This is a genomic window from Peribacillus sp. NPDC096448, from assembly GCF_044762675.1.
Classification (GTDB): domain Bacteria; phylum Bacillota; class Bacilli; order Bacillales; family DSM-1321; genus Peribacillus; species Peribacillus frigoritolerans_B.
Genome location: NZ_JBIWEU010000019.1, coordinates 37480 through 57070, shown reverse-complemented (window position 1 = coordinate 57070; position 19591 = coordinate 37480). Strand labels below are relative to the sequence as shown.

Here is a 19591-nt window from a genome sequence, read left to right as displayed (position 1 = left end):
AACACGGCAGTTAAGCTCTTCAGCGCCGATGGTAGTTGGGGGTTTCCCCCTGTGAGAGTAGGACGCCGCCAAGCCATTTAAAAAGATCAGCCATCTGGCTGGTCTTTTTTGCTTAATGCAAAGAAAAATCATTGGATATAAAGGGATTATCAATTATGGAAACTTTTATAAAGACATACACGTATTGAAATTCTTCATCATACATTGTTAAAAGCATCCCCGGGTTCTCTTAAACTATTTAAATTAATGTATGCGAACAATGGTTTTTGGGGAGAATGCAGGTATGGAGGTGGAGATGTTGGGGACAACAACAACCAAAACAACGGCAGGGGAAACGTGCGCGGTTTGTGAACAAGTAAAAGGGATGGGTATACATCTATATACGACTTTTATTTGTGAGGAATGCGAAAGGGATATGATCGGGACGGATACGAACGATCCCAAGTACCAATATTACTTAAAGCAATTAAGAAAAATCACTAATCCTGAAATATTATCATGAAAAAATAGTTTGTGGAAAGTTAAAGAGTCAGAGAAAAAAGAAATGTGTGTTTCTTTAGTCTCTGATTCTTTTTTTGGTACTTTAGAAGAATGCTTGGCAACATGCTCCCATGTTTCTGTATGTTCCCTCCAAACAGACTGTTCAGTGATGCATAATTGCCTTTCTGTCGACGCAATATGAGATAAAATCGTACTTATTTGATAAAATGAAAAAATACTATGATATGAGGGAAGAGAAAAATGAATCAATCACAAACACCGTTGTTCGATGCAATGAGTGCTTTTCATAAAAAAAGCCCCATATCCCTGCATGTCCCAGGGCATAAAAATGGATGGGTGTTTAATAAAAAGGGCCAAGCCTTATACAACCCCCTGCTTGGTATTGATGCCACGGAGATAAGCGGTTTAGATGACCTGCATGCTCCAGAGGGTGCCATTTTAAAGTCCGAGCAACTACTCGCTGATTTATATGGGGTAAAGCGGAGTTATTTTCTTGTTAATGGGTCAACCGTAGGCAACATTGCCATGATTCTTGCAACCTGCCGGGAAGGTGATAAGGTCCTTGTCCAAAGAAACTGCCATAAATCAATTTTACATGGATTGATGTTAGCGAATGTACAACCGGTTTTTTTACAACCAGATTATTATGAAAAATGGGGCATTGCTGGCGGTGTAGGATCAAATTTAATTGAAGAAGCCTTGAGTGTACATCCAGATGTAAAAGCCATCATTGTTACCTATCCTAATTATTATGGAATTGGTGAAGACTTGACGGAAATGGTAAGGCTCGCACATCAAAAGGGGATTCCTGTACTGGTGGACGAGGCACATGGCGCTCATTTTCAGTTAGGGAGTCCATTTCCCAAGTCGGCCATATTGTCAGGGGCAGACGCTGTTGTCCATTCAGCGCATAAAACACTGCCGGCGATGACGATGGGGTCATATCTTCATGTGAATTCATCTTTGGTTGATGTCGATCAAGTATCATTCTATTTACAAATGCTTCAGTCGAGCAGCCCATCATACCCAATTATGGGTTCGCTCGACTTGGCCAGGGCCTACTTAGCAGCTTTTACTTCAGAAGATAAAAGATCCCTTGTTGAAAAGATATCAGACTTCAGAGGAGAATTAGGAGCCCTCCAAACAGTAAGGGTGCTGGAGGCACCACTAGGCACCTTGGCAGACCCGTTGAAAGTAGTCATTCAATCAACAAATGGTTTAAGCGGATTTGAGTTACAGCAGCTATGTGAAGCCGAAGGCATTTTTACAGAATTGGCTGATCCTGATAATTTATTAATGATTTTACCCTTATTAAAAATAGGTACCGATTTTCCTTTTCATGAAATCGTACAAACTATAAAAAGTGCCACTGAAGACAGGACTGGAAACAAGGAAGCAGATCTTGGGGTCTTCTGGCCTGATGGAAGGTCAATGACAGGGCTTGAAATGCCCTACTCCGTCATGAAGCATAGTAAATCCAAACCTGTCGTATTAGGGAAAGCAGCCGGTGAGGTATCTGCCGAGATGGTCATTCCTTATCCGCCAGGCATCCCTTTAATTATGTCCGGGGAAATGATTACTCCTGAGCATATATCCAATTTACGGAGACTGCTGGAAATGGGATCAAGGTTTCATGGCGGTTCCTCCCTATCAAACGGAGAATTGATCGTTTATGAAAGCGGGCAGACTGGTTAAAATGATATACTACAAACAAAGAACCTTGGAGGTACATCGATGAAACGTGGTATTTTTATAACAATGGAAGGGCCTGAGGGTGCCGGGAAAACAACCATTACCCAAATGCTTGGCAAGGCTCTGCAACAAGAAGGCTATCAAGTTCTATTAACCCGTGAGCCAGGGGGAGTTCCCATTTCGGAGCAAATTAGGGAAGTGATCCTTAATAAAGATAATACAGCCATGGACTCCAGGACAGAGGCTTTATTATACGCAGCAGCAAGGCGTCAGCATTTAGTGGAAGTGGTCATGCCTGAGTTGGAACGAGGGGGAATTGTCCTCTGTGACCGATTTATAGATAGCTCGTTAGCCTATCAGGGTCATGCAAGGGGTTTGGATATAGAAGAAGTTTACAATATCAATAAATTCGCAATTGGAGATATGATGCCAGATGCCACGCTCTTTTTTGACATCGACCCAGAGGAGGGATTGAGACGTATCCAGTCCAATGGGGAACGGGAAGTGAACCGGCTGGATCTTGAAGCCCTTGACTTCCATAAAAAAGTTTGTGAGGGGTATCAGTTCATTATAAATAGATGGAAAGACCGTTTCATTATCGTGGATGCAGGCCGGACAATAGATGAAGTCTTTGAGGAAACGAAAGCCAGCTTGTTGGATTTTTTAGCGAAAGCGGGAAACTGAATATATAGGTTTCCATATTATTCAACCAATACTATTCCAGGCAAGGACTAGTTGCTATAATGGAGTTAGTAAAAATTCAGAGTAACCGGAGGATGATGAGAATGAAAATGATCATTGCTGTCGTTCAAGACAAGGATAGTCATCGCCTGCTGAATCAATTAGTGGAAAATAATTTCGGAACGACCAAGCTAGCCAGCACCGGCGGGTTTTTAAAATCAGGTAATACGACTTTTATGATTGGCACAGAGGATGAACGTGTTGACCAAGCCATCGATATCATCAAACAGAATTGTCAGTCACGATCCCAATTAGTATCACCGGTTTCGCCGATGGGCGGGAATGCCGAGTCATATGTACCTTACCCAGTGGAGATTCAAGTGGGCGGTGCGACCATTTTTGTTCTGCCGGTTGAAACCTTTTTACAATTTTAACGGTTAGTTTCAGGGAGGTTCATTATGAAAATCAACCATGATATCCCTATTAAGCTGGATAAATCGCGTCAGGATGCCAAACAATTTCAAACTGGAAATGGCAAATTTCAACAAATGGTCCAGACACAGGATCAAAAGATGCAAATCCAAACATTAAACCGTTTGATAGGCGATATTGAAGGGGTGGGTCAGCGTTTAGTAAGATCACGTACTTTTAGGGAATTGGCAAAATATAAAGCATTGGTGAAACGGTTTGTTAAAGAAGCGGTCGAATATGGACTGGAACTGAAGCAATCCACGAGCTGGAACGAATATGGACAGAGCCGGCCATTGAAAACCGTGGAAACGATAGATGCAAGATTAGTTGAGTTAAGCGAGGAAATTCTTAGTAAAGAGAAAAGTTCGCTTGAAATATTGGAAATGATTGGTGAAATTAAAGGTCTTCTGATTAATTTATATACTTAAGTGAGTTGATGGTTTTGGATAAAACATGGCAGGACATGAGTGAAATTCAGCCGCAGGTAATGACGATGCTGCAAAATAGCATAACGAAAAACAGGGTGGCTCATGCGTATTTATTTGAAGGGGAAAAAGGGACAGGTAAGCAAGACATAAGCATTGCCTTTGCCAAAAGCTTACTTTGTGAAGCCCCGACAGCAGGTTATGAGCCATGCGAACTTTGTCGGAATTGCAAACGGATTTCAAGTGGGAATCATCCTGATGTCCATTTGATAGAAAAAGACGGCCTCTCAATAAAGAAAGAACAAATCAAGGGGCTTCAGGAAGAATTCTCGAAAAAAAGCGTAGAAGCAGATCGGAAGGTTTATATGATTGCCGATGCTGACAAAATGTCGGTGGGGGCAGCCAACAGTCTATTGAAATTTTTAGAAGAACCTTCGGCTGATACTGTAGCAATATTGATGACCGAACAGCTTCAGAGGATTCTTCCGACTATATTATCAAGGTGCCAAGTGATTTCGTTCAAGCCATTATCTCCGGAGAATGTAAAACGGAAGCTGATGGAACAGGAGTTAGAACCGCAGCTGGCCTCGGTTATCGCCCACATAACACAGAATGTGGAAGCTGGAATCGAGCTTAGCCATGATGAATGGTTTGTACAAGCTCAAAAAATAGTGGTAAAATTATATGAAGTGTTAAAACTTAATTCCTTGAAGGCAATGCTGTATCTTCAGACGGATTGGTTCACACACTTTAAAGAAAGAGAACAGGTTGACAGAGGTCTTGATTTGTTACTTCTTATATATAAGGATTTATTATACATTCAGTTGGACAAAAAGGACTTCGTTGTGTTCCAGAATAAACTGAAGGAATTTGAAACTCACGCTCTTCATCTTTCCCCAAGACGCCTTGCTGAACATATGGGTTGCATTTTGGAAGCAAAAAGGAAGCTGATGTCCAACACGAATCCACAGCTGTTGATGGAACAGCTTGTGCTGAATTTGCAGGAGGGATCATGATTTGTATGATGTTGTAGGTGTCCGTTTTAAAAAGGCGGGCAAAATATACTACTTCGATCCGGGTGAATTCGCTATTCCTAAGGACGATTTTGTAATAGTGGAGACTGTCCGCGGTGTTGAATTCGGTAAAGTCGTTACAGCCCGTAAACAAGTAGATGAAAACGATGTTGTCCTGCCATTGAAAAAAGTACTTCGAGTCGCTGATGCAAAAGATAAGCTGATTGTAGACGAGAACAAGGCGGCTGCAGAAGAGGCTTACACTATATGTTGTCAAAAGGTTGTGGAACATAAGCTGGATATGAAGCTGGTTGATGTGTCATATACTTTCGACAGAAATAAAGTCGTGTTTTATTTTACAGCGGATGGTCGCGTGGATTTCCGTGATTTAGTCAAAGATTTAGCTGCCATATTCAGAACTCGCATAGAACTGCGCCAAATCGGGGTAAGGGATGAGGCAAAGATGCTTGGTGGCATCGGACCTTGTGGCAGAATGCTTTGTTGCTCCACATTTCTTGGAGATTTTGAACCGGTTTCCATCAAAATGGCGAAGGATCAGAATTTATCATTAAACCCTACAAAAATCTCAGGTTTATGCGGTCGATTGATGTGCTGTCTGAAATATGAAAATGATGAGTATGAAAGTGCGAAGGAAATGCTTCCTGATTTAGGTGAAATGATTAATACGCCTGGTGGCAAAGGCAAGGTAGTGGGGCTTAATATTCTAGAACGCGTACTTCAGATTGAACTAATCGGGCAAGAAAGAGTATTAGAGTATACTCTAGATGAGATTCTAAAAGAGGGAGCCGTTTCTATTCAAGCCACAGATTATTAAGGTGGTGGGAGAGCGTGGATAAGAAAGATATTTTTGAGTCGGTGACCAATATGGAAACCCAGATAGGCCAATTATATAAGCAGCTTGGAGAATTGAAGCAGAACTTAGCTGAAATCCTTGAGGAAAATCAGTCGCTCAAGCTGGAGAACGAGCATTTGCGCCATCGGTTGGGCCTTGTGGAAGTCGAAAGTGCGCCTGCTGCAGTAAAGGTCAAACAAAAAGTGAAAAACCGTACTGCAAGTGCGGAAAAGGTTATGGATATCGGGGAAGGCTATGATAATTTAGCCCGTATCTATCAAGAAGGCTTTCATATTTGCAATCTGCATTTTGGCAGTTTACGAAAAGAAGGGGATTGCCTGTTCTGTTTATCTTTTTTAAACAAGAAGTGATAATGGATAATATAAAAGATGTTCCATCTCTTTTACGTGATAGATAGACCGTTTACAATATATAGTGATTCGGGGTCTGACGCATACTATGAGTCAGACCCCTTTTTGTACGATAGTGATGTAGAAGCATGGACCCTAAACATGCTTTTTCCATACATGATTAGGAGGGTAACAGCAATGGTAGAACTTAATGGAGATGAGCGCCTGGATTATCTATTGGCTGAGAATTTAAGGATCATCCAGAGCCCATCGGTGTTCTCTTTTTCATTAGATGCCGTTTTATTATCAAGGTTCGTGAATGTACCGATCCAAAAAGGGAAAATTGTCGATCTTTGCTCGGGCAATGGGGTCATACCTTTGCTGCTGAGTACAAGAACGAAAGGGACAATTACCGGTGTTGAAATTCAAGAGCGGTTATATGACATGGCCCAGAGGAGCATGGACTATAATGGTGTATCCTCCCAAATCGAGATGATTCATGGAGATATAAAAGAAATTCCAAAACAGATAGGGTATAGCAAATATGATGTCGTTACTTGCAATCCACCCTATTTCCCGACGCCATCCATCGAGGAAATTAACAAAAATGAGCACTTTGCAATTGCCCGACATGAAATATTGTGTAATCTTGAGGACGTCATGCGTGTTTCAAGCCAGTTGCTACGTCAAGGTGGGAAAGCCGCATTCGTTCATAGACCGGGCCGTCTGATGGATATCCTGCATTTTATGAGGATGTACAGAATTGAACCGAAGCGACTGCAATTCGTTTATCCAAAAAGTTCAAAAGAAGCGAATACGATTCTCATAGAAGGGATAAAGGACGGCAACCCTGATTTGAAGATTCTTCCCCCGCTTGTTGTATATAATGATCAAAATGAGTATAATCCGGAAATCAGAAGGATTCTATATGGAGAGGAATAAGCATTATTTTTATGTTTTAGAATGCAGGGACGGCAGCTATTATGCTGGGTATACCAATGATTTGCTCCGTAGGATTGACGCTCATAATCAAGGCAGGGGTGCTAAGTATACACGAGGCCGAACCCCGGTTGAACTCATTTATCATGAAATATTCGAAACACGGACATTGGCCATGCAGGCTGAATATAAATTCAAGCAATTAACAAGAAAACAAAAGCAAAAGTGGATGGCAAAGGAGGATACATGATATGTGGCAGCAAAAGAGTTTTGAAAAAGAAGGATTGGAGCCGGCTCTGTATCTGGTTCCTACACCGATAGGCAACCTTGAGGATATGAGTTTCCGGGCTTTAAGAATTTTAAAGGAAGCGGATGTCATTGCTGCTGAGGACACGCGAAATACGAAGAAATTATGCAACTACTTTGAAATTTCGACACCTATCGTAAGTTACCATGAACATAATAAGGAATATAGCGGGAAGCAAATGCTTGAGAGGCTTCGATCTGGAGAGGTCATTGCATTGGTAAGTGATGCTGGCTTGCCGACGATATCCGACCCGGGATATGAACTGGTCAAAGATGCCATTGCCGAACAGTTTAAAGTCATTCCGTTGCCGGGGGCCAATGCTGCATTAACTGCATTGATTGCATCTGGGCTGGCTCCCCAGCCTTTTTACTTCTATGGTTTTCTACAACGGGGAGCGAAGGAAAAAAAGCAGGAACTGGAAAAATTAAAAAAAATGGAATCAACTTGGATCGTTTATGAATCGCCACATCGATTGAAAGAAACATTGAAACATATGCATGAAATTTTAGGTGACCGTCGTATAGTATTATGCCGCGAATTAACCAAGAAATTTGAAGAGTTCATTCGAGGGACTGTGAGTGAAGCATTGACATGGGCGGTGGAATCCGAAATTCGGGGTGAGTTCTGTTTGATAATAGAAGGCGGGCAATGGTCGGAGGATGAATCGGAAGAAGCTTGGTGGATGGCCCTTGATATCGTCGGTCATGTTAATCATTATATAGAAACTAAGCAGTTCAGTTCAAAGGACGCAATCAAGCAGGTCGCAAAAGATCGCAATATGCAAAAACGCGATGTATATCAAGCGTTTCACATTGATATACAATAATAATAAGCATAAAAAAAACTTCCGGAGACCGGAAGTTTTTTTATCATTTTATTTAGAAGCAGTGAAGTTTTGTTGAATTTCTTGAATAAGTAATTCTGCACCTTCACGGCTAAGAATCAATTTACCATTGGCAAGTGTAAGGTTGTTATCGGAAACTTCACCTGTAACTTGGCAAGTCATGTTTGGTTTGTATTTTTTCAAGATGATGCGCTCATCATCAACATAGATTTCAAGAGCGTCTTTCTCAGCGATACCCAATGTACGACGAAGTTCGATTGGAATAACCACCCGGCCTAACTCATCAACTTTACGAACAATACCTGTAGATTTCATTTAAAAAATTCTCCTCTCAGTTACAATCTAGTACCCTATTTCTATTTTTTTCGCCATTATTCGACAAATTTTTTTATAAATTTATAATACCAGCCATTCCCAAATTCGTCAATGATTTATTTTCATTTTTTTGTAAGAAATAGCATGGCCCATTTGTATAACAAAATGGCTTTTAAAGAGAAAAAATCGGTTATGCCTTTAAAAGTAAAGAAATGCAGGATTACAAAGAACTACTCACTTCACCACATTTCGACAAAGTATGCATATGAAAACATACTTCACCATTATATGATTAAATATATTTTAGTTTCAAAACAAAAGTTCTGAATTAAGGATAATTTTCTGAAAAAGTTTATGAATATGTGAGTTGTTGCACAAAAAAAGAAATTTAGGTATATTTTGTTGAGGTAAGAGGTAATGCTGACAGAAGGGAAGTCCCCTTATTTTTATAGTGAGATTTACTTATCATTTTTTTATTCTATTAACATGATGATTAGATTAGTGATTATTGTCGCGCAGAATTGTATATAGCGTTAAAATAGAGATAAAGCTTAAATATATATTCTTATGGCTTGGGTCAGTCCCATAGCCGGTTTTTCAAATGATGAGGAGGGAACGAAGTGCAAGATAAATTAAAAACATTCTATATCACGACACCCATATATTATCCGAGTGGCAATTTACATATAGGGCACGCGTATACGACAGTGGCAGGGGATGCCATGGCTCGTTATAAAAGGATGCGTGGCTTCGATGTCATGTATTTAACAGGAACTGATGAACATGGTCAAAAAATCCAGCGTAAAGCGGCTGAGGAAGGAATCACTCCACAGCAATATGTAGATAATATCGTATCAGGGATTAAAGAACTATGGGAAAAGCTTGATATTTCTTATGATGATTTCATCAGGACGACGGAAGATCGCCATAAAGAGGTCGTAGCCAAGATTTTCAAAAGGCTATTGGACCAGGGTGATATATATTTGGACCAATATGAAGGGTTATATTGTACACCTTGCGAATCTTTCTTCACGGAACGTCAAGTGGAAGAAAGCAATGGAAACTGCCCTGATTGCGGCAGGCCTGTTGAAAAGGTAAAAGAGGAATCTTATTTCTTTAAGATGAGTAAATATGCGGATCGGTTACTTAAGTTTTATGAGGAAAACCCGGATTTCATTCAGCCGGAATCCCGCAAAAACGAAATGATCAATAACTTCATCAAGCCTGGATTGGAGGATCTGGCCGTTTCACGTACTACTTTCGATTGGGGCATCAAGGTGCCGGGAGATCCAAAGCATGTTATTTATGTATGGATAGATGCTTTGACCAATTATATAACGGCATTAGGGTATGGAACGGATAATGATTCTAAATACTTGAATTATTGGCCGGCCGATGTACATCTGGTCGGAAAGGAAATCGTTCGTTTCCATACGATCTATTGGCCGATCATGTTAATGGCTCTTGACGTGCCGCTTCCGAAGAAAGTCTTTGCCCACGGATGGCTTCTCATGAAAGATGGTAAAATGTCCAAATCAAAAGGAAATGTAGTGGATCCCGTTACATTGATTGATCGTTACGGTTTGGATTCTTTACGCTACTATTTATTGCGTGAAGTACCATTTGGTTCCGATGGGGTATTTACACCGGAAGGGTTTGTGGAACGGATCAATTTTGACCTGGCAAATGATTTAGGGAATTTATTAAATCGAACAGTTGCAATGGTCAATAAATATTTTGATGGTGTGATTCCAAATTACAAAGGATCCAATGGAGAATTCGAAAAGGCTTTGCTTGAAATGAACCAAGATACGGTAGGCAAGTATGAGGAAGCAATGGAAAACATGGAATTTTCAGTTGCACTAACATCCATTTGGCAACTCGTGAGCAGAACTAATAAATTCATTGATGAGACCCAGCCATGGACTCTTGCTAAAGATGAATCAAGGAAAGAAGTCCTTGCCAGCGTCATGGTTCATTTGGCGGAATCATTACGCAGGACGGCAATCCTTTTAAAACCGTTCTTGACGCAAACACCGGAAAAAATCTTTGCTCAGCTTAACATCGAGGATGATGTGTTAAAATCCTGGAACAGTTTAGCTGAGTTCGGTCAAATTCCTGCTGAAACAAAAGTCTTGAAGGGAGACCCGATCTTCCCTCGTTTGGATATGGAAGAGGAAGTTTTATATATTAAAGAACAAATGCAGGGTGATGCCCCTAAGGCCGAGGAAAAAGTGGAAGAGATGATTCCAGAGGTTGATGAAATCACTATCGATGACTTTACAAAAGTCGAGCTTCGTGTTGCTCAGGTAATGGAAGTTGAGCCTGTAAAGAAGGCGGATAAGCTTCTTAAACTTCAGCTTGATTTGGGCTATGAGAAACGGCAAGTCGTATCAGGCATTGCACAGCACTATAAACCAGAAGATTTAGTAGGGAAAAAAGTGATATGCGTAACGAATTTGAAACCTGTTAAACTTCGTGGCGAGCTCTCTCAAGGAATGATTTTGGCGGGAAGCCAGGATGGTGTGCTCTCTGTCGCTACAATAGATTCATCGATTCCAAATGGTTCAAAAGTGAAATAAACGGATGAAAACATAAAAGTGTTTCATATGAAACATTTTTATGTTTTTTTCTTTATGCTTTTGGAAAAAGTAACGTAATATAGGTTTGTTTTTGGTTCTACATTTATTTGTTGGGCATATAGGCTCCTTTGTAATCTGTTTGTTACCTAAATGTGAAACATAAAACTTTCATTTTTTTATAAAATAGTGCTAGAAAGGAAGAAAAATAATGTTATTTGACACACATGTACATGTAAATGCGGAACAATTCAACGAGGATCTCGAAGACGTAATGGAAAGAGCTAAGGAAGCAGGGGTCAATAATATGGTAGTCGTTGGTTTTGACCGGCCCACCATTATAAGGGCAATGGAATTAATAGAAGCTTATGATTTCATGTATGCCGCAGTCGGATGGCATCCTGTGGATGCTATAGATATGACAGAAGAGGACTTACAATGGATCGAGGAATTATCCAATCATCCAAAGGTTGTGGCCATTGGTGAGATGGGCCTGGACTATCATTGGGATAAATCTCCGAAAGATGTTCAAATGGAGGTGTTCAGGAAGCAAATCCGATTGGCAAAAAAGGTGGGGCTGCCCATTATCATCCATAATCGGGAAGCGACTGCGGATATCGTGAACATACTAAAGGAAGAAGAGGCATCAAGGGTTGGAGGCATCATGCATTGCTTTAGCGGAAGTGCAGAAACCGCTTTGGAGTGCATCAATATGAATTTTTATATTTCATTGGGTGGACCTGTGACCTTCAAGAATGCAAAAAAACCAAAGGAAGTGGCAGCAGCCGTACCTTTAGACCGTTTACTGATTGAGACCGATTGCCCTTACTTGGCTCCCCATCCTTATAGAGGGAAGCGTAATGAACCTTCATATGTGAAGCTTGTTGCTGAACAAATTGCAGAAATCAAACAACTTACAATAGAGGAAGTTTCCCAGGCGACAACGGAAAATGCCAAGAAATTATTCGGCATTAACTGACATTTTTTTTTACAATATCTCCCGGGGTTTGCTAGCTAAAATCGCACTTTTTTAAGGTTTCTACAAATCTCACTCCAACTATAGGCTTATTATGTCGAGAAGTCGCCCTTTCCTTTTCAATATGGAATATGCATAATAGGTAGTAATTTCCTGAATGAGAAGTGAATGGGTTGACAGCTTGATAACTAAGTCTATATAATCACCGGGAGGAAGGAGGAGTTTTTCATTCTATTAAAAACTATGAAAAACCTTATTCCCAAACCTTTTGGGAAGAAGAGAATGGCCATTGCCATTTGCAGTGCTATTCTTGTTTCTACAGCATTGGGAATACTAATATATCAGGGAACAAAGGATACAGTAACAATCATGCTAGATGGAAAAAAAGAGGTAGTGCGTACACACGCGGCTACTGTAAATGATATGTTGGAAGATTTAGAGATTACCGTTCAAGCCGCAGACTATGTCCACCCATCAAGAGCCACAAAGGTTGATGATGATTTGGAGGTGGTTTGGAAGCCTGCACAAAAAATCATCATGGTGCAGGATGGCAAGAAGAAGGAAGTCTGGTCCACCGCCGATTCGGTGGATGAACTTTTAAAAGACCAAAATCTTAGTGTGAAGGAACAGGATAAGATCACCCCTTCAAAAAATACGAAGCTGAAAGCGAATATGGAAGTTGCCATAGACAAAGCCTTTTCACTGAAATTAGTGGTAGGTGGAGACGAAAAGCAGGTATGGTCAACTTCGACTACTGTCGCTGACTTTTTAAAGCAACAAGGAGTAAAACTCAATGATTTGGATCGAGTTGAGCCAGAATTAACCGAAAAAGTTGAGGCTGAGAATACGGTAAACGTAGTTCGAATTGAAAAAGTCACCGATGTAGTGGAAGAACCAGTTGACTTTGCTGTCATAACTAAAAAAGATGACTCTTTATCAAAAGGGAAAGAGAAAATTGTCAAAGAAGGAAAAGACGGGCTCGTTTCCAAGGAATATGAAGTTATTAAAGAAAATGGCAAAGAGGTCAAAAGAGAATTACTTTCAGAAAAAGTAGTTAATAAAAAGCAGGATAAAGTTGTAACGGTCGGAACTCGAACGACGGTTGCCCAGGCATCACGGGGAGTAACTAACGTTAGTTCTTCAAGTGGGAAAGAAATATACGTATCATCAACAGCTTATACTGCCAGTTGTAAGGGCTGTTCCGGAGTCACGTCCACAGGAGTAGATCTAAAGAGTAATCCAGGTGCGAAAATCATTGCTGTCGATCCAAGCGTAATTCCTATGGGGTCGAAAGTATATGTAGAGGGATATGGCTATGCTGTAGCGGCTGACAAAGGCGGAGCAATAAAGGGAAATAAGATTGACGTCTTCTTTTCCTCAAAAAATGATGCCTATCGCTGGGGTGTAAAGAGAGTAAAGATTCGCGTATTGGACTAATAAGGTTTCTCTCGCAGGAGATGAATTCGTCTCCTGTTTTTTGCGTTTTATTTTCCATTTGTTGAAAAACCCCATGTAAAACTGTTTTAATAAGATAGACGTCTCATCATTCCATAAGATTTCAATATATGCGTGTAAACTTTCATAAATGATCTTGAATGGATTCTATACCCAAAAAATTTTACGGGGGACCGGTTACGTTTATCCAAGAGCTAATCAAAGCGGCTTGCGCTTTTCTGTATGGAGGAAACCATGAAAAAGATTAAAGAAATTATTGTTGTAGAAGGAAAAGACGATACAGTGGCGATAAAAAGGGCTGTTAATGCTGATACAATAGAAACCAACGGATCAGCAGTGAATGATTCCTGTATTGAACAGGTGAGGCTTGCACAAAAGACACGTGGAGCCATCATTTTCACAGACCCTGATTTTCCTGGTCAAAAAATCAGGAATATAATTTCAGAACAAGTAAAAGGCTGTAAACACGCCTTTTTAACGAAGAAGGAAGCCCTTCCTAAGTCAGGTAGAGGAATTGGTGTGGAACATGCTTCTCCTGAGGCAATTCGTAATGCTTTAAAGGACGCCCAAATAATGGATGAAGAGGCTTCAGAAGAGATTTCACAGCAGGATTTAATAGATGCAGGTTTAATCGGGGGATCCGGTGCCAAGGAACGTAGGGAAAAACTTGGATCTATTTTAAAAATCGGGTTTACCAATGGTAAACAGTTATATAAGAGACTAAAAATGTTCCAAATATCAACTGAGGCTTTTGAGGAAGCGATGGTACAGATAATTCAGGAGGAAAAAAATGAATAAGGATATTGCAACCCCTGTCAGAACGAAAGAAATATTAAAGAAATACGGATTCTCCTTTAAAAAGAGCTTAGGCCAAAACTTTTTAATCGATACGAATATCTTGAAACGTATTGTCGAACATGCCAATTTGACGGAGGAAAGCGGCGCCATCGAAATTGGGCCGGGAATCGGGGCATTGACGGAACAACTGGCGAAAAGCAGCAAAAAGGTTGCTGCCTTTGAGATTGATCAGCGTCTACTGCCCATCTTATCGGATACACTGTCTCCCTATAACAATGTAAACATCATTCACGGGGATGTTCTTAAGGCTGATGTCAAGAAGGTCATCGAGGATGAATTTGCTGGATTCTCGGACTTGATGGTCGTTGCAAATCTGCCATACTATGTCACGACGCCGATCATTTTAAAGCTATTGTCCGAGGACTTGCCCATTAGAGGCATTGTGTGCATGCTGCAAAAGGAAGTGGCTGATCGAATTGCCGCAAAACCTGGGACAAAGGAATATGGTTCGTTATCCATTGCCATTCAATATTATACAGAAGCCGAAACAGTGATGATCGTACCCAAAACGGTATTCATGCCTCAGCCTAATGTTGATTCAGCTGTAATCCGCCTTACTAGGCGCGTGAAGCCAATCGTCGAAGTCCTTGATGAGGATTTCTTATTCACTGTGACCCGGGCGTGCTTTGCACAGCGTCGGAAAACGATTTTAAATAACTTAACCAGTCAGCTGCCAGATGGTAAATCGAAAAAGGAACACATACTTGCCGCCCTCGAAGCCGCGGAAGTGGATCCTTCCAGACGGGGCGAAACACTGAGCATCAAAGAATTTGGCCGCTTAAGTGATGCGTTATTGCCGAATTTCAAATAAAGAAAATGTGAAAGATTCAAGTCGGAATGGGGTCACTCCCAGCTTCCGGCTTTTTTTATTTTGAAATTGCCCCATCCGACGGAACGTACCCGAAAATGTAATCATCTCCACCTTTCACCATTCAAGAATGGTTCGCATAACTTAAGAATGAAAATAAACTAGGGCGGGCTGAAAATAAGTCTTCTCATGGGGTGGGGCCATGAATATTCAAATAAACGATATTGTTGGTCGGATTTCTTATAAATGCGACGTGTTGTTCCGGGTAATCGATATCCGTGATATTGACGGAAGGCGTGAAGCTGTTCTTTATGGGGAAGATATCCGACTGATTGCAGATGCACCTTTTCAAGATTTAATGATTATTAATGATAATGAAAGAAATGATCGACAAAGGTCGAATGAGGTACTTCAAGAACAATCTGACCGCTTATTAACACAAGATCTAGAGCTGCAACAACAAAAAAATGGCTATCAATCCAGTAATGGCTATCGGTATAGCGGTGAATATTTTCAAATACCAGGGAGAGTCCTCCATGTTGATGGGGATGCATCTTACTTAAGGAAATGCATGGATCTTTATCAGAAATTCGGTATTCCGGTCAATGGCATCTATTGCAATGAAAAGGAAATGTCCCAAAGAATCGGGGGGTTGTTGGATCATTATCGGCCGGATATTCTTGTTGTCACAGGTCATGATGCCTATTCAAAATCAAAAGGACCGATGTCCGATATTAATGCCTACCGTCACTCAAAGGATTTTGTACAGACAGTTAGAGAAGCGCGAAGGAGGGTTTCTCATTTAGACCAACTGATTATATTTGCCGGGGCTTGTCAGTCGCATTTTGAATCGCTGATCCAAGCGGGGGCAAATTTCGCAAGTTCTCCTTCCCGTGTTAATATACATGCTCTTGATCCGGTATATATCGTCGGAAAGATAAGTTTTACGCCTTTTTCCGATCATATTCATGTATGGGATGTCCTTCGGAATACATTAACGGGAGAGAAGGGGCTGGGGGGGATTGAGACAAAAGGAGTGTTACGGACCGGGTTGCCTTTCAAGCCATTTCAGGAAGAATGAACGAGCTGCATTTTGAAAGAATGCAGCTTGCTTTTGGTGGGGTAAGATTTCGGATATCCTCACAAAAAAACGGATTTTTTGTTGAGCAATGTCACTATGGAATGATTTAATTACGAAAATTCGGCTTAATAATAATGGAATAGTTCGTTTACATAATTTTTCATTTCCCAGGATATAATAAAATTGTTCGCGATTTTGCCGAATTTCAGATAAAAATATATTGACTACATTTTTAAGTGCTGATATAATTTATTATTTTGTTTGCGTATATTTGTAAATTGTGATATACTTAACTTAGTGAGGTGGACCGAAAATGCCAAAAACTCTAGCTGATATTAAAACTGCACTTGATTCAAACCTAGGTAAAAGATTGCTCTTAAAAGCAAACGGTGGAAGAAGAAAGACTGTAGAACGATTTGGAACTTTGGCGGAAACTTATCCGGCTGTTTTTGTAATTGAGCTCGACCAAGATGAAAATGCGTTTGAAAGAGTATCTTACAGCTATGCGGATGTTTTAACGGAAACCGTAGAACTAACATTTTTAAACAAACAACAAGAGATGTAACTTAGACGAGGCAGCTAACAACTTTGTTTGCTGCTTTTTGTTTTGCATGGAATATCCTGTGAACCCCAATAAAGGTTTAAAAAGGATGTAATGAAATAGCGTATGATGCAAACACTAGGCATGTGACGGCATGTGAAAGGGGTTGCTTCGCTTGAGCAGGAAAAAAGGGATTATGTCAAATGATCTTAAAGAGGAATTGGCTAAAGAACTTGGATTTTACGATGTTGTCCAGAAAGAAGGCTGGGGAGGAATCCGGGCCAGGGACGCAGGGAACATGGTAAAACTTGCTATCGAAAAAGCACAACGTCAATTGGTGAACAAAGAGTAAGATAAGACACTTAATTGTATCATGCCGTCATGTTGAAAGAAGCCGGACTCTTTATACAATGTATAGCTCTATTCATTTTTGCTTACATTGTAGTTAAGGAGTCTGGTTTTTTTATGTATCGGTGAATGCTATATGGATATGTAGCAAGTCTTTTGGGATGCAGGAAGTGGTTGCTCTCCAATGTGCCTACATGTGTCTATTCTCCTCTAAGGGTCACTCTTAGCTTCATTACATTGAAATTACGATGAAAAAACCTTTAGAATATAAACAAATATGATAGAATAGGACAAGAACTTTTAAGAACGTTAAAGTAGGTGGACATATTGAAGCTTATGGAAAAAGCCCCGGCTAAAATTAATTTGGCTTTGGATGTGCTTTTCAAACGGCCTGATGGGTATCATGAGGTGGAAATGATCATGACGACAGTCGACCTTGCCGATAGAATTGAACTAAAGGAAATAAAGGGAAATCATATTCAAATTCTATCCCATAATCGATTTGTTCCGGATGATCATCGGAATTTAGCTTATCAAGCTGCATTTATTCTAAAGGAACGTTTTGGAATCAATAAAGGTGTTTCCATAACTATAGAGAAAAATATACCTGTAGCCGCAGGACTTGCTGGTGGAAGCAGTGATGCCGCAGCAACCTTGAGAGGCTTAAATAGACTGTGGAAGCTTGGTCTTTCCATGGATGAACTTGCGGAAATCGGAGCTGAAATTGGCTCTGATGTTTCATTTTGTGTATATGGAGGTACGGCATTGGCCAGAGGGCGCGGGGAAAAAATCACGCATCTTCCTGCACCGCCAAAGTGCTGGGTCATCTTGGCCAAACCGACGATCGGCGTTTCGACTGCCGATATATACAAAAGGCTCCAAACTTCAAAAATGGAGCATCCGGATGTACCTGGAATGATTTCGGCTATTATGGAAAACAATTATCACGAAGTATGTGAAGGGTTGGGGAATGTTCTCGAACAAGTGACATTGCAGTTATACCCGGAGGTTGCGAACATTAAAGATCAAATGAAGACATTTGGAGCAGATTCTGTCTTGATGAGCGGAAGCGGTCCGACCGTTTTTGGTTTGGTGGAACATGATTCGCGCATGCAGAGGATTTACAATGGTCTTCGTGGATTCTGTGATCAGGTCTATGCGGTCCGTTTGTTGGGTGATCGAAACAATCTTGAATAGAAACGTACATTAGTGGTATAGTTGCTATATAATATTCGGAATTCACAAAGGGGGTGTCTCAATGAAATTTCGTCGCAGCGAGAGGCTAGTCGATATGACCAATTATTTATTAGAACATCCAGGGGAGCTAGTTTCGCTGACTTATTTTGCTGAAAGATATAGTTCGGCGAAGTCCTCGATAAGTGAAGATTTGACAATCATCAAAGATACCTTTGAACAACGCGGGATAGGTTCTTTAACAACCGTTCCAGGTGCGGCTGGTGGAGTGAAATATATTGTTTCCATCAAGGAAGAAGAGGTCAATGCCTTCATTGACGGATTATGCGATACGATCGCTAGTCCCGAAAGGCTACTTCCTGGCGGTTATCTATATATGACAGACATATTAGGACATCCGCAAACCGTGAATAAGGTTGGAAGGATAATCGCTTCAATGTATGCCAAGAAAAATGTCTCAGTCATCATGACGATGGCAACCAAAGGGATATCATTAGCATACGCCGTGGCAAATTATTTGAATGTTCCAGTTGTCATTGTAAGTAGGAATAATAAAGTAACGGAAGGTTCTACAGTGAGCATCAATTATGTTTCTGGCTCTTCAAAGAGGATCCAGACTATGGTACTCTCTAAGAGAAGCTTGGTTGAGGGTTCGAATGTATTGATTGTAGACGATTTCATGAAGGCTGGAGGTACCATTAACGGTATGGTCAGTCTATTGGATGAATTTAAGGCAACAGTTGCCGGAATTGCGGTGCTGGTCGAATCCGAACATACGGAGGAGTGCCTTGTCGAGGACTATGTTTCTTTAATCAAGTTGACGCAGGTGGTCGAAAGAGACAAGAAAATCAAGGTCAGCCGTGGGAATTATTTTACGAAAAAGGAATAGGGGGAATGATTTCATGAAAACGATACATACTGATGAAGCACCGGCAGCGATCGGACCATATTCACAAGGCGTGATCGTGGATAAGTTATTTTTCAGTTCAGGACAGATCCCACTTACTGCTTCTGGTGAAATGGTGACAGGGAATGTCAAGGAACAAACACACCAGGTCTTTAAGAATCTCCAAGCCGTATTGAAAGAAGCTGGGGCTTCATTGGAAACTGTCATTAAGGCTACAGTATTCATTAAAAGTATGGACGATTTCGGTTCGATTAATGAAATATACGGAGAATATTTTTCTGCTCACAAACCTGCCCGCTCTTGTGTAGAGGTTGCCCGCCTTCCTAAAGATGCACTAGTGGAAATAGAAGTGGTAGCGCTCGTTAAATAAACGGGCGTTTTTTTATTTTTAAGGGAATTCGTAATGGGTAATTTTTCTGTAATATAAGGATAATTTTTAATGTTTTTAAAAAC

The 19591-nt window shown here is 40.7% G+C and carries 23 protein-coding genes and 1 rRNA gene; 23 read left to right on the top strand and 1 reads right to left on the bottom strand.

Features of this window, described 5'->3' with window-relative positions:
• The 12 genes from rrf to rsmI form a co-directional block, all read left to right on the top strand.
• A 5S ribosomal RNA gene (rrf, locus tag ACIQ0C_RS27310) occupies positions 1 to 74 on the top strand; the annotation flags it as partial.
• Between the two features lie 209 nt (positions 75 to 283).
• A complete protein-coding gene (locus ACIQ0C_RS23230; protein ID WP_402843087.1) occupies positions 284 to 502 on the top strand; it encodes a sigma factor G inhibitor Gin in 219 nt (72 codons plus the stop codon).
• Positions 503 to 741: 239 nt separating this feature from the next.
• Positions 742 to 2196, top strand: coding sequence for an aminotransferase class I/II-fold pyridoxal phosphate-dependent enzyme (locus ACIQ0C_RS23225; protein ID WP_402843090.1), 1455 nt, complete (start codon positions 742 to 744; stop codon positions 2194 to 2196).
• Positions 2197 to 2235: 39 nt separating this feature from the next.
• Positions 2236 to 2877 (top strand): dTMP kinase, encoded by a 642-nt coding sequence (gene tmk, locus ACIQ0C_RS23220; protein WP_402843093.1) that lies wholly within the window; start codon positions 2236 to 2238, stop codon positions 2875 to 2877.
• A gap of 101 nt (positions 2878 to 2978) precedes the next feature.
• Positions 2979 to 3308 carry a cyclic-di-AMP receptor gene (locus ACIQ0C_RS23215; RefSeq protein ID WP_402843095.1) on the top strand — a complete coding sequence of 110 codons (330 nt, stop codon included), beginning with the start codon at positions 2979 to 2981 and terminating at the stop codon, positions 3306 to 3308.
• A gap of 24 nt (positions 3309 to 3332) precedes the next feature.
• Complete coding sequence (locus ACIQ0C_RS23210) at positions 3333 to 3773, top strand: YaaR family protein (RefSeq protein ID WP_403064326.1); 441 nt, start codon at positions 3333 to 3335, stop codon at positions 3771 to 3773.
• Positions 3774 to 3781: 8 nt separating this feature from the next.
• Complete coding sequence (gene holB, locus ACIQ0C_RS23205; protein WP_402843100.1) at positions 3782 to 4786, top strand: DNA polymerase III subunit delta'; 1005 nt, start codon at positions 3782 to 3784, stop codon at positions 4784 to 4786.
• Position 4787: 1 nt separating this feature from the next.
• Complete coding sequence (locus tag ACIQ0C_RS23200; protein WP_048689969.1) at positions 4788 to 5618, top strand: PSP1 domain-containing protein; 831 nt, start codon at positions 4788 to 4790, stop codon at positions 5616 to 5618.
• A gap of 50 nt (positions 5619 to 5668) precedes the next feature.
• Complete coding sequence (gene yabA / locus ACIQ0C_RS23195) at positions 5669 to 6007, top strand: DNA replication initiation control protein YabA (protein ID WP_402843197.1); 339 nt, start codon at positions 5669 to 5671, stop codon at positions 6005 to 6007.
• 177 nt (positions 6008 to 6184) lie between these two features.
• On the top strand, positions 6185 to 6928 hold the full coding sequence (locus tag ACIQ0C_RS23190; RefSeq protein ID WP_403064323.1) for a tRNA1(Val) (adenine(37)-N6)-methyltransferase: 744 nt from the start codon (positions 6185 to 6187) through the stop codon (positions 6926 to 6928).
• Entirely contained in the window at positions 6915 to 7175 is a 261-nt protein-coding gene (locus tag ACIQ0C_RS23185) for a GIY-YIG nuclease family protein (RefSeq protein WP_402843105.1), read from the top strand. The genes ACIQ0C_RS23190 and ACIQ0C_RS23185 overlap by 14 nt, the downstream gene beginning before the upstream one ends.
• 1 nt (position 7176) lies before the next feature.
• Entirely contained in the window at positions 7177 to 8058 is an 882-nt protein-coding gene (gene rsmI / locus ACIQ0C_RS23180) for a 16S rRNA (cytidine(1402)-2'-O)-methyltransferase (protein WP_402843107.1), read from the top strand.
• A gap of 48 nt (positions 8059 to 8106) precedes the next feature.
• On the opposite strand, the gene ACIQ0C_RS23175 is transcribed toward rsmI, so the two are convergent.
• A complete protein-coding gene (locus ACIQ0C_RS23175) occupies positions 8107 to 8391 on the bottom strand; it encodes a transition state genes transcriptional regulator AbrB (protein WP_048689982.1) in 285 nt (94 codons plus the stop codon).
• A gap of 620 nt (positions 8392 to 9011) precedes the next feature.
• Here ACIQ0C_RS23175 and metG point away from each other — a divergent pair.
• The 11 genes from metG to ACIQ0C_RS23120 all read left to right on the top strand — a co-directional run bounded on the left by metG (position 9012) and on the right by ACIQ0C_RS23120 (position 19508).
• A complete protein-coding gene (metG, locus tag ACIQ0C_RS23170; RefSeq protein WP_403064320.1) occupies positions 9012 to 10973 on the top strand; it encodes a methionine--tRNA ligase in 1962 nt (653 codons plus the stop codon).
• A 208-nt stretch (positions 10974 to 11181) separates the two neighbouring features.
• Positions 11182 to 11949, top strand: a complete 768-nt coding sequence (locus ACIQ0C_RS23165) for a TatD family hydrolase (RefSeq protein ID WP_403064317.1) — start codon at positions 11182 to 11184, stop codon at positions 11947 to 11949.
• Between the two features lie 279 nt (positions 11950 to 12228).
• The gene (locus tag ACIQ0C_RS23160; RefSeq protein ID WP_403064314.1) at positions 12229 to 13383 is read left to right on the top strand and encodes a ubiquitin-like domain-containing protein; all 1155 of its coding nucleotides are present in this window, start codon (positions 12229 to 12231) and stop codon (positions 13381 to 13383) included.
• 252 nt (positions 13384 to 13635) lie between these two features.
• Positions 13636 to 14199 carry a ribonuclease M5 gene (gene rnmV, locus ACIQ0C_RS23155; RefSeq protein ID WP_403064311.1) on the top strand — a complete coding sequence of 188 codons (564 nt, stop codon included), beginning with the start codon at positions 13636 to 13638 and terminating at the stop codon, positions 14197 to 14199.
• Positions 14192 to 15070 (top strand): 16S rRNA (adenine(1518)-N(6)/adenine(1519)-N(6))-dimethyltransferase RsmA, encoded by an 879-nt coding sequence (rsmA, locus tag ACIQ0C_RS23150; RefSeq protein ID WP_403064308.1) that lies wholly within the window; start codon positions 14192 to 14194, stop codon positions 15068 to 15070. The genes rnmV and rsmA overlap by 8 nt, the downstream gene beginning before the upstream one ends.
• 199 nt (positions 15071 to 15269) lie before the next feature.
• On the top strand, positions 15270 to 16148 hold the full coding sequence (yabG, locus tag ACIQ0C_RS23145) for a sporulation peptidase YabG (protein ID WP_403064305.1): 879 nt from the start codon (positions 15270 to 15272) through the stop codon (positions 16146 to 16148).
• 313 nt (positions 16149 to 16461) lie between these two features.
• The gene (veg, locus tag ACIQ0C_RS23140; protein ID WP_034316343.1) at positions 16462 to 16713 is read left to right on the top strand and encodes a biofilm formation stimulator Veg; all 252 of its coding nucleotides are present in this window, start codon (positions 16462 to 16464) and stop codon (positions 16711 to 16713) included.
• Between the two features lie 151 nt (positions 16714 to 16864).
• A complete protein-coding gene (locus ACIQ0C_RS23135) occupies positions 16865 to 17041 on the top strand; it encodes a small, acid-soluble spore protein, alpha/beta type (RefSeq protein WP_034316340.1) in 177 nt (58 codons plus the stop codon).
• A gap of 323 nt (positions 17042 to 17364) precedes the next feature.
• Positions 17365 to 18234, top strand: coding sequence for a 4-(cytidine 5'-diphospho)-2-C-methyl-D-erythritol kinase (gene ispE / locus ACIQ0C_RS23130; RefSeq protein ID WP_403064302.1), 870 nt, complete (start codon positions 17365 to 17367; stop codon positions 18232 to 18234).
• A 61-nt stretch (positions 18235 to 18295) separates the two neighbouring features.
• Entirely contained in the window at positions 18296 to 19120 is an 825-nt protein-coding gene (gene purR, locus ACIQ0C_RS23125; RefSeq protein WP_048690004.1) for a pur operon repressor, read from the top strand.
• A gap of 13 nt (positions 19121 to 19133) precedes the next feature.
• A complete protein-coding gene (locus tag ACIQ0C_RS23120; protein ID WP_137019644.1) occupies positions 19134 to 19508 on the top strand; it encodes a RidA family protein in 375 nt (124 codons plus the stop codon).
• Positions 19509 to 19591: the final 83 nt, after the last annotated feature.